This window comes from Sporosalibacterium faouarense, from assembly GCF_016765695.1.
In the GTDB taxonomy this organism is placed as follows: domain Bacteria; phylum Bacillota; class Clostridia; order Tissierellales; family VENL01; genus Sporosalibacterium; species Sporosalibacterium faouarense.
Genome location: NZ_JAETGO010000048.1, coordinates 89,742 through 101,410 on the forward strand (window position 1 = coordinate 89,742; position 11,669 = coordinate 101,410).

Here is an 11,669-nt window from a genome sequence, read left to right on the forward strand (position 1 = left end):
ACATATTGCAAAATAATAATAAATAATATACAATAAGAATAAATAAGAATAATATTCCTGATTAGTTTAATAATAATTTAATTTCTAAAGGGAGTGAAGTAATGAGTAATCTAAGTAATAGAGTTAATTATTTAAAAGAGTTATTATTTAAAAACAAAAGAGAGATATCCATTGAAAGAGCTAAACTGTATACAGAAAGTTATAAGTCAACTGAAGGACAACCCCAAATACTAAGAAGAGCTAAGGCGACTGCTTATATACTTGATAATGTAGAAATCACAATCAATCCCCATGAATTAATAGTAGGTGGTAGAACTGTAAAGCCTAGGTCTGGTATTGCTTCTCCTGAGATGTCACCATATTGGATTTATGAAGAGTTAGATACACTTCCTACTAGACCTCAAGATCAATTCAATATATCAGCTAATGATAAACGCTTTTTCAGAGAAGAATTATATACTTATTGGAAAGAAAATTCATTGAAGGATTTAGTAAATAGTAGATTGACAGAACCAGTAAAAAAAGCTCAAAAAAGTAAAATAGTTAAACTTAATCAAACTGATAAGGGACAAGGTCATATAATACCATCCTTTGATAAGATTTTAAATAAGGGATTAGGATATATGATAGATGAATTAAGTGACAAGCTTAATGATAATAGTGATAATAATTTTTATAAAGCTTCATTAATCACTCTTAATGCAGTACAAAGACACATCATAAGATATGCCAGTCTTGCACAAATCTTGGCAAATGAAACTGACGATGAAAAGAGAAAGACAGAGTTACTAGAAATAAATAGGATTACAAATAAAATTTCCGAAAGTAAACCTGATACCTTCTATGAAGCTATACAGCTTTTCTGGTTAATTAATATATGCTTACAGTATGAGTCAAATGCTAGTTCTATTTCACCAGGTCGATTTGACCAATATATGTATCCATTCTTTGAGAGAGATATAGAAAATGGTTTAGATATTGAAATTACAAAAGAAATATTACGTTGTCTATGGATTAAGATGAATGATGTTGTGCTATTACGTAGTGAAAATAGTGCAAAGTATTTCGCTGGTTTCCCTACAGGTTATACCATAATACTAGGTGGTCAAGATAAAAATGGCCAAGATGCAACAAATCCATTATCATATTTAATTTTAGAAACATATGGAGATATTAAACTACCTCAACCTAATCTAGGTGTACGGGTTAGTGAAAAAACACCTAGAGAATTCTTAATTAAAACTGCCGAAACTATACGATTAGGTACAGGGATTCCTCAAGTATTTAACGATGAAGTCATTATTCCTGGTTATTTAAATAGAGGGGTCAGTCTAGAAGACGCTAGAGATTATTCTGTTGTAGGATGTGTTGAGCTTTCTATTCCGGGTAAAACCTATGGTCTTCATGATATCGCGTTATTTAATTTATTAAAAGTTATGGAAGAAACTCTGTATGAAGAAGAAGATAATATCAATAGCTATGATGACTTAATTAAAGCTATTGAAAATAAAGTATCAGAAAATGTAATTCTAATGGCAGAGGGTTCAAATATTGTTGACCAGGCCCATAGAGAATTTGCTCCAACTCCTCTTCTATCCTGTTTCATAGAAAATTGTGTCCCTAATGGAAAGGATGTCTCTGCTGGAGGAGCAAAATACAATTTTTCTGGAGTACAAGGCATTGGCATAGGAAACCTAAGTGACTCACTATATGTTATAAAGAAAGCTGTATTTGAAGATGAATATATTACACTAAAAGATTTACTAGATATATTAAGAAATAACTATGATGGTAATGAAATAATGAGACAGAGATTTATAAATAAATACTCTAAGTATGGTAATGATATATGTGAAGTAGATAATTGTGGTAGTGAAGTACTTTCTTATTATTGTAAGGAAGTTGAAAAACATGCAAACATCAGAGGCGGATACTTCCACCCAGGTTCATACACAGTATCCGCCCACATTCCCCTTGGAGAAGCAGTCGGAGCAACTCCAGATGGAAGGCTTGCAAAGGAACAATTAGCTGATGGTGGACTATCTCCTATGATTGGTAGGGATAATCAAGGTCCTACATCTATCCTTAAAAGTGTTAGCAAGCTAGATAACTATTTGACTTCTAATGGAAGTTTGTTGAATGTTAAGTTTAGTCCTTCTGCCTTGGAAAATCATGAAGGTATAAATAAATTTGTAGGCTATTTGCAGGCATTCATGAGGTTAAAGCTTCAACATATACAGTTTAATATTGTTTCTGCTAAAACTTTAAGAGATGCTCAAAAATATCCAGATAAGTATAAAAGCCTTGTAGTTAGAGTTGCTGGCTATAGTGCAATATTTGTTGAATTAAATAAATCCATTCAGGATGATATAATAAATAGAACAGAACACAGTTTATAGGATGTGATTAATGTGACAAAGTTGATGATTTTTAATATACAGAAATTTAGCATTCATGATGGTGGGGGAATTAGAACAATTATCTTTTTCAAAGGCTGCCCTATGAGATGTCCATGGTGTGCTAACCCAGAGTCCCAAGTCTCCAAACCTCAATTAATGAGAAAAGAGTCCTTGTGTATTGGCTGTAATGGTAACAAGTGTTCAACTTGTAATATTAATCCTGAGGAATGCCCAACTGGTGCATTAGAAATTCTAGGAAGCGAAATGACTATATCAGAAATAGTAAAAGAAGTAAAAAAAGATATGGTGTTTTATGATAGTTCCCAAGGTGGAGTTACACTTTCAGGTGGAGAGCCTTTAATGCAAGGCAAGGGAGCAATTGAGTTACTTAAAAGACTTAAGTCTTTAGGGATTGATACTGCATTAGAAACCTGTGGATCTGGATCTTGGGAAATTCTAGATAAGATGAGCGATTATCTTGATAGAGTTTTATTTGACCTTAAAATTATGGATAAACAGCAAGCTAAAAAAGTTCTTAAAGGAGATGCTGAACTTATAAAGAACAATTTTAAAGGACTTGTTGAAAAAGGTATAAAGATTATTCCTAGAATTCCCCTTATACCAAATTATACAATGCCTGAGGATAATATAGATGCTATAATTAACTTTTTAAAACCACTGGGTATTAAAGAAGTTCATATTTTACCCTTTCATCAATATGGTAGTTCAAAATATAAAAGTCTTGGAATAAGCTATTCCCTAACAGACCTTAATCCTCCCAATGATGAAGAAATCAAAGATATTGAGAAAAAATTTATCAATAATGGCTTTGAAGTAATTGTGGGTGGAAAATAAATTATACTATAAAAAAACAAAGTAAGGTCTTTAGCTATAAAAAAATCTTCCCTTGGGAAGATTTTTATTTCTGTTATTTATTTTATAATATCCTTAACTATCTCTGATGCTATAATTAATCCAGCTACTGAAGGTACAAATGAAACACTTCCAGGTATCTGTCTTCTCTCCACACATGTTCTATCCTTATTTGGGCATATACAGTCAGTCTTACAATTTCCACCTACAGCCTGAGGTTCAATTGGCTTTTCCTTTGAGTATACTACCTTTAGTTTTTCAATATCTCTTCTTCTTAGTTCTCTCCTCATAACTCTGGCTAATGGACATACAGAGGTTTCATAGATATCAGCTACTTCTAGACTTGCAGGGCTAAGCTTATTCCCTGCTCCCATTGAGCTAATGATTGGAATATTCCTGTTAGTACATCTTTCTATTAAATCTAACTTTGCAGATACCATGTCTATTGCATCTACAACATAGTCATAATCATCAGATAAAAGTTGCTCAGCGGAATCTTCATTGTAGAGTTCTTGATAAGTAGTAACTTCTACTTTTGGATTTATCTCTAGAATTCTTTCCTTCATTACTTCTACCTTTGCTTTACCAACAGTTTTTCTAGTAGCATGAATCTGTCTATTTATATTGGTTAGACAAACATCATCATCGTCAACTAAAATAAAGCTACCAACACCGCTTCTTACCAATCCTTCAACTACAAACGTTCCTACTCCTCCTATACCAAAAACTGCTACTTTTGCATTTTTTAATTTATTTAAGCCCTCTGTTCCTATGAGCATTTCCGTTCTTGAAAATTCATGTAACATAACAAACACCTCTTATTTATATTTGTTTAATTTTAGAAAGTCTTAAAGGAAAACCCCAAATTCTTCAAGTCATTATCTTCTTTAATAATATCCTTAAATCTAGGATACAGCTTTACAGCTATTTTTAGATCTTCTATCGCTCCTTCTTCATTTCCTAATTTTGCATGACAGCAAGCCCTGTTATAGTAAAGAAATTCAGCTTCAGGATTATTTTCTATTCCTTCTGACAAAATCTCTATAGCTTCTTTATACTTCTTTTTCTCTATGAATATTACTGATTTGTTAAGATAAGAATATGGATATATTTTATTAGTTTCAATAGCCATATCATAGCATTTTATAGCTTCTTCTAAATCTCCCAATCTTTTTTTTATTACTCCTTTATTAAAAAAAGCTTTATAATAATAAGGATTAATTTCTATGCTTTTATCTATCATCTCAAGAGCTTCGTCATATTGTTTTAATTCTTCATATATTGCTCCTAAATTGTTATATGCGATAAAATCGTTACTAGTCAATTCTATAGCCTTTTTATAATTTTCTATAGCATCTTTCTTTTTTCCATTTTCATCATATATGTTAGCAATGTAAAAATATGCTCTATCATACTCAGGATCAATGTCTAGTGCCTTATTATAGTATTCTAGAGCTAACTCTTTTTCTCCCTTATCATCATAGATTATAGCCATACCATAATAAGCACCTGCCTCATCATCGCTAATTTCTATAATCTCTCTATAGGTATCAAAGGCTTGATCTCTTTTCCCCATTTCATCATATAAAATAGCTATATTATACAATATCTCGATCGTATCCTCAGTCTCATCATCGAACTCAAGTGCTTTTTTATAGAATTTTAATGCTCTTTGTTTATCATCCTCAATAATTGCACTTTCTGCCAATATCATATAATTATTCCTACGATCAGAACTTTTAAGATTATTCCTCATTTAAGTAACACCTCTTACATTATTTATAAGTACTATACTAGTCTAACATATATAGAAAATTAATTCATTTATATTTTCTTCATATGTAGGAGAAAATATAAAAATCTATTTATTATTAATTTCCATTTAAAGAAATAAAGCAATATACTTATTATATTTTCCTCTTATAATAAGTATATTGCTTTGTTAATATTGCTTACTTCAGATAATAATTATCTTATTTTCTTTTCTTCCATGAGCTCTTTAATGGCTCAATTCTATTGAATACAAACCTATCGTCACTAGAGTACTTATTATCCAAGCAAAAATATCCTTGTCTAATAAACTGAAGCTTATCTTCCTTGCCACATTCCTCTACATATGGTTCTACATGACAATTCTCTAATATCTTCATCGAATTGTGATTGAGTCTATCCTTCCAATTCTTCTTATCATCATCTTCTTCTTCTAAAATAAGGTCTTCATATAATCTTGCTTCAGCTTTAATTGAATAATCTGCAGAAACCCAATGAATAGTTCCCTTTGGTTTCCTTTCCTTAAAACCAGTGCCACTTTTTGTCCTAGGATCATAGGTACAATGAAGTTCAAGGACTTCTCCTGTTTTTTCATCTTTTACAACTTCTTCGCATTTAATAAAATATGCATGCATTAGCCGTACTTCAACACATGGAGATAATCTGCGATATTTTTTTGGCGGCTCTTCCATAAAATCGTCTTTTTCAATGTATATTGTTCTAGAAAACGGTACCTTTCTAGTACCCATTTCTGGATTTTCTCTATTATTTCTTACATCTAACCACTCTACTTCTCCTTCTGGATAATTGGTGATAACGACCTTTAGTGGATCTAAGGTAGCCATTACGCATAGAGATTTTGCTTTCAAATCTTGTCTTAAGCTATGCTCAAGCATTGCTTTGTCAACAACACTTTCACTTTTAGAAACCCCTATCTCATCAAGGAAATTCTTTATGGCTTCTGGAGTATATCCTCTCCTTCTTAATCCTCTCAAAGTGGGCATTCTAGGGTCATCCCAACCATCTACATATCCTTCTTCAACCATTTGTCTTAAATATCTCTTACTTGTAATTACTCCTCTTAAATTCATACGTCCAAATTCTCTTTGTTTAGGTGGGCTCTTTATTTCTAGTTCATTTAAAACCCATTCATATAGTGGTCTATGATCTATGAACTCTGCAGAACATAAAGAATGAGTAATCCCTTCCTTTGCATCCTGTAATGGATGTGCAAAATCATACATAGGATAGATATACCATTTATCACCAGTTCTATAATGCTCAGCAAATTGAATCCTATATATAACTGGATCTCTCATATTCATATTTGGAGAGTTCATATCTATTTTAGCCCTTAAAACTCTTGAACCTTCTTCATATTCTCCATTTTTCATTCCTTCAAACAAACTGAAATTTTCTTCAATGCTTCTATTTCTATATGGACTGTTCTTGCCAGGTTCAGTTAATGTCCCTCTATACTCTCTCATTTCCTCTGGACTAAGATCACATACATAGGCCTTTCCCTTTTTGATAAGCTTTAAAGCACATTCATATATGTCATCAAAATAATCTGAACCATAATATAACCTATCTTCCCAATCAAAACCCATCCATTGCATATCTTCTTTTATCGACTCAACATATTCAACATCTTCCTTAGTTGGATTTGTATCATCAAACCTAAGGTTAAACTTTCCATTAAACTTCTGCGCAGTGCTATGACTTATATTTATTGCATATGCACTACCTATATGCAGGTACCCATTTGGTTCAGGTGGAAATCTAGTGTGAACCCTATCATCATAGACACCTTTCTCTAAATCTTTTTGAACAATTCTATGAATAAAATTCGATGCTTTATTTGTATCAGAGCACATAAAAAAACCTCCTAAAATATATTTTAGTAATTAGATTTTCTATAGCCACTCTGGTAAATCTGCATGGTACAAAAGCCTTTTAACTCAGCTACAATAATCAAAATAGCACCTCCTAATTATCCACGAATGAAACAAACAAATACATTTATTTTATAAAAAACCTACGAAATCACTTTGAAAGTGACTCCGCAGGTTTATATACTCTGCGTGTAGGATTTCTCCCTGTACCGCTCACAATTTTCCACAATTGCTTAGATACACTCACTAGATTATGGATATTCTACAAAACATTTTGCATTTTGTCAACAGTCAATAGTTTATTATTCCTCAGAAGCATAGTTTAATCAAGAAAATTTCATATTCACAAATCAGATATAACTTTGGATAAAATTTTAATATGCGATTTTTTCAATTAATAAATGTGGGTCTTTATCTAATAATATAATAAATATTATCTTCGAATTTTAAAGATTTTAAAATAGTCTTTTATTTCCCGTTCGATATTATTTAATACTTCCTCTTTAAAAGGATTAAGTTTATTTTCACCAACTAATATAGTCTCACCATCTTTAAAATTCTGCAAATAATAAGCGTTACTTCCCTTTAAATATTCGGCGATTGATATAACATCATCTTTAGTTAATAACTCTCTACAAAGAGTAGTTCGAAACTCATAATTAATATTAGAATTTCTAATAATACTTATACTAGATTTAATTTCCTTTATATCTACATCAGTATTTGTAACATAACTATATTTTTCAAAGGGTGATTTTATATCCATTGCAATATAGTCTACTAACCCTTCACTTATGAGTTTTTTAATTACCAATGGTCTTGTTCCATTAGTATCTAATTTAACCAAAAATCCCGTTTCTTTTAACTTTCTAAAAAAATCAAATATTCCTTTTTGCAAGGTAGGTTCTCCGCCAGATATACACACTCCATCTAAAAATTTCCCTTTAGATTCTAAGTAATTAAATATATATTTTTCTGATACAATCCCACCTTCATTTCTAACTAGACTACTATTATGACAATATGGGCATTTAAAATTGCATCCTCCTGTAAAAAAAACAGTTGAAATTTTATCTGGATAATCAATAAAAGAAGATTTCTGATGTCCTTTAAAAATCATATTTACTCATCCTACGCCGTTTGTTGCTTGCTTTTTTTGTTGTTTAAACTATATTTAGGGTCAAATTCTTCCCTATCCTTATATTCTGCTTTCTTACCAAGATTCCAAGACTGAACAGGTCTGTGGAACCCAACAACTCTAGTCCATACTTCTGTAGGGTTTCCACATTCAGGACATCTAAACTGTTCACCTTTTATATATCCATGCTCCAAACAAATACTATATGTAGGAGTAACTGTGAAATAAGGCATTTTGCTGTTTTCAAAAACTCTCTGTATTAAAAGCTTTACTGTTTCTGCACTATCTATTTCCTCTCCTATAAATCCATGAAAAACAGTTCCACCAGTATATATTGATTGGAGCTTCTCTTGTAGCTCCACTGCCTCAAATACATCCTTTGTATGACCCACTGGCAATTGAGTAGAATTGGTATAATATGGTTCTTCATCACCTTGGGTTATAATACTTGGATACATTCTTTTATCCATTCTAGCAAATCTATAGCCAGCTCCTTCTGCTGGAGATGCTTCTAGATTCCATAAGCTACCAGTTTCTTCCTGGAATATTTGAATTACTCTATTCATGAATTCCATTATTTCGATAGCAAATTCATTTCCTTCTTCAGTAGTTATATCCTTGCCAAGAAAATTAATGCAGGCTTCATTCATACCATTTAAACCTATAGTACTGAAGTGATTCTTATAATATTCTCCTTCTCCATCTTTAATCCCCTGTAAATAATATTTAGAATATGGATACAATCCAGCGTCCATATATTTCTCTAATACATCTCTCTTAGTTTCACATATTTCTTTTGATTGTTCCATTAGCTCTCTAACTCTTGACTTAAACTCTTCTTTAGTTTTTGATACATATCCTATTCTAGCCATATTAAGAGTCACAACATTTATACTTCCAGTTAAAGGATTAGCTCCAAAAAGGCCTCCACCTCTTCTTCTAAGCTCTCTATTATCTAATCTAAGTCTACAACACATACTTCTAACATCTTCAGGATTCATATCACTGTTTATAAAGTTAGCAAAGTATGGAGTTCCAAATTTTCTAGTCATTTCCATGATTGAGTTTGCTACCTCTGAGTCCCATGGAAAGTCCTTTGTTATATTAATTGTTGGAATAGGAAAACTAAAGCTTCTCCCTGCTCCATCTCCTTCCATCATTACTTCACAATATGCTTTATTAAACATATCCATTTCTTTTTGGAAATCACCATAGGTTTCATCCATAGGCTTTCCACCTATAACCACACTATTATTCTTAAGCATAGGATGGGCAGTAATATCCAAAGTAATATTTGTAAAAGGCGTTTGGAAACCAACTCTAGTTGGAATATTTAAATTAAATACAAACGTCTGTACAATTTTTTTAACCTGATCATAATCTAAATTATCATAATATATAAATGGTGCTGCGTATGTATCTAAGGAGCTAATTGCTTGAGCTCCTGCTGCCTCTCCCTGTAAAGTATATAACCAGTTAACTATTTGTCCTAAGAAGGATTGAAGATGACTAGCAGGCTTAGATTCTATTTTACCCGATGCTCCTTTAAACCCATTTAATAACAAGGCTTCTAAATCCCACCCACAACAATAAGGTGCCAATAAACCAAGATCATGTATATGTAAATCTCCGTTAATATGAGAATCACGAAGTCCTTTTCTATATATTTTATTTAACCAATATTTTTTTGTTATTGATTCAACTATATGATTATTTAGACCTTGTAAACTAAATCCCATATTTGCATTTTCGTAAATTTTCCAATCATCAAAAGAAACATATTCGTCAATAATCCCTTCTGCATCCATAAATAGATTTCTTACTTCTCTTAGTTCTTCATGTTTTTTTCTATAAAGTATAAATGCTTTAGCCGTTCTAGCATGACCTTCTTCAATAAGTACTTTTTCTACTTTATCTTGAATATCTTCTACCGTAGGAATACCTACTCCATAAGCTTCTTGTAAAATGTTCTCGACCATTTGTGCTAATTTCTTGGCTTCCTCTCTATTATCTCCGCCTACCGATTTAGCAGCGGCGAAAATGGCTTCCTCAACCTTAGAAATATTAAAGTCTACAATGTCACCGTTTCTTTTTTGCACTCTTCTAACCAATATATCAACCCCTCTATCTTGTGGTATATACATGCTTTATACATATATATTGTGTACAATCGTATATATACCATTTTAAATGATAAAAATTTGATTTTCAAATTCTAAAATTTTCATCTATGGAATATATATTAGTTTAGGTCAATCTTACTTTTATATGCTATTTATTATAAGTAATTTTCATAAAAACATCAACAAGTTAACTTTTCATTTGTCACATTTGAGACCTTGTGTATTATACTTTACTTTCCTTACTTGCTTTTAAAATCACCCAAATATTTACAAATAAAAATGATAGTGCTATAGTACCAAGTAATTTAAATGCTACTTTTAAATTAAATAAATCTCCAACTTTTCCAACTATAGGAAATACTAAAATCATAAAGAAACTAAATACCATACTGGCAAATGAGATAATCGTGGCTCTTTTATTACTAGGAATCAATTTATTTATATAGTCACTTATAGCCACGTATATCATCCCATCTATAGACATCATTATTACAAAGAAAACAAAGTGATATTTTGTGAGAGCAATACCCCAAATACATATTACACTAATTATAGGCATTATAAGTAAAATACCTCTTTCCTTAATGACTTTTTCAATTTTATAGGTCTGTGATGCCACTATAGCACCTATAAATGCTGAAATAGCTAATAATACACCTATCTTAGATTCTGTATATCCATTTCCCTTTAAGTAATTTTGAAGATAATAAAATATTGTAGTTCCAAAAACAAATATTATCTGAGAAAAAACTATGAGAAATCCTATTTTCTTATTATTTCTAAGCACATTTATACTACCTGTTACTTGACTTTTCATTACCTTAAATACATTTTTTTCCCCTTTAAATTCAAAGTCTATATTTGGCTCAGTAAAGCTTAGAGTTTGAAAAGCTGCAATAATTCCTAAAATAGCCGCAGTTCCATATGCATATTTATAGTCTATAGTAGCCAAATATCCTCCTAGTAGTAGACCAAAAACTCTACCAAATTGCATAGTTACTTCCCAATATCCATTTATCCTCATAAATTTCTCTTCTTGATTCAATTCCTTCAAGGAATCATAAACTAGTGCGGTCCCTGCTCCAGATTCTAAATTATACGATAATGCAGCAAAAACAAATGATATTGCAAACATTATAAAGCTATTAGAGAATAATAGAATGGCTACAAATATTATTGAACATATTCTTCCACAAAGCCTACTTACCTTTCTTCCCCATATATCAGCTACAACTCCAGTAGGCACTTCCATTAGGAAAGAAATTACATGAAATATACCTTCCAACATACCTAATTGAAATAGCGACATACCTTTAACTGCTAAAAACATCATCCATGTTCCATTAGTTAGATCTATATTTGATAAAAAAACATATATATAATTTTTCCATACATTTTGTTCTAATTTATTTGTGTAATTCATGATTACCCCTCAGCTTTCATATTATATTATTCAATTTCTATTATTGTA

General features: G+C 31.2%; 8 protein-coding genes. 2 read left to right on the forward strand and 6 right to left on the reverse strand.

Going from position 1 to position 11,669, the window contains the following annotated elements; all coding sequences use genetic code 11:
• Positions 1 to 101: 101 nt before the first annotated feature.
• Both JMO20_RS10245 and JMO20_RS10250 read left to right on the forward strand, forming a co-directional pair.
• On the forward strand, positions 102 to 2,399 hold the full coding sequence (locus JMO20_RS10245; RefSeq protein ID WP_202709568.1) for a formate C-acetyltransferase: 2,298 nt from the start codon (positions 102 to 104) through the stop codon (positions 2,397 to 2,399).
• A gap of 12 nt (positions 2,400 to 2,411) precedes the next feature.
• Positions 2,412 to 3,254, forward strand: a complete 843-nt coding sequence (locus JMO20_RS10250) for a [formate-C-acetyltransferase]-activating enzyme (RefSeq protein WP_202709569.1) — start codon at positions 2,412 to 2,414, stop codon at positions 3,252 to 3,254.
• A gap of 77 nt (positions 3,255 to 3,331) precedes the next feature.
• On the opposite strand, the gene JMO20_RS10255 is transcribed toward JMO20_RS10250, so the two are convergent.
• The 6 genes from JMO20_RS10255 to JMO20_RS10280 form a co-directional block, all read right to left on the reverse strand.
• Positions 3,332 to 4,078, reverse strand: coding sequence for a tRNA threonylcarbamoyladenosine dehydratase (locus tag JMO20_RS10255; protein WP_202709570.1), 747 nt, complete (start codon positions 4,076 to 4,078; stop codon positions 3,332 to 3,334).
• A gap of 32 nt (positions 4,079 to 4,110) precedes the next feature.
• Positions 4,111 to 5,028, reverse strand: coding sequence for a tetratricopeptide repeat protein (locus JMO20_RS10260; RefSeq protein ID WP_202709571.1), 918 nt, complete (start codon positions 5,026 to 5,028; stop codon positions 4,111 to 4,113).
• Between the two features lie 217 nt (positions 5,029 to 5,245).
• A complete protein-coding gene (locus JMO20_RS10265; RefSeq protein ID WP_202709572.1) occupies positions 5,246 to 6,919 on the reverse strand; it encodes a glutamine--tRNA ligase/YqeY domain fusion protein in 1,674 nt (557 codons plus the stop codon).
• 451 nt (positions 6,920 to 7,370) lie between these two features.
• On the reverse strand, positions 7,371 to 8,057 hold the full coding sequence (locus JMO20_RS10270) for an anaerobic ribonucleoside-triphosphate reductase activating protein (protein ID WP_202709573.1): 687 nt from the start codon (positions 8,055 to 8,057) through the stop codon (positions 7,371 to 7,373).
• Positions 8,058 to 8,068: 11 nt separating this feature from the next.
• Entirely contained in the window at positions 8,069 to 10,186 is a 2,118-nt protein-coding gene (locus tag JMO20_RS10275) for a ribonucleoside triphosphate reductase (RefSeq protein WP_202709574.1), read from the reverse strand.
• A 235-nt stretch (positions 10,187 to 10,421) separates the two neighbouring features.
• Positions 10,422 to 11,621: an MFS transporter gene (locus JMO20_RS10280; protein WP_202709575.1), complete on the reverse strand. Its 1,200-nt coding sequence runs from the start codon at positions 11,619 to 11,621 to the stop codon at positions 10,422 to 10,424.
• Between the last annotated feature and the right edge of the window lie 48 nt (positions 11,622 to 11,669).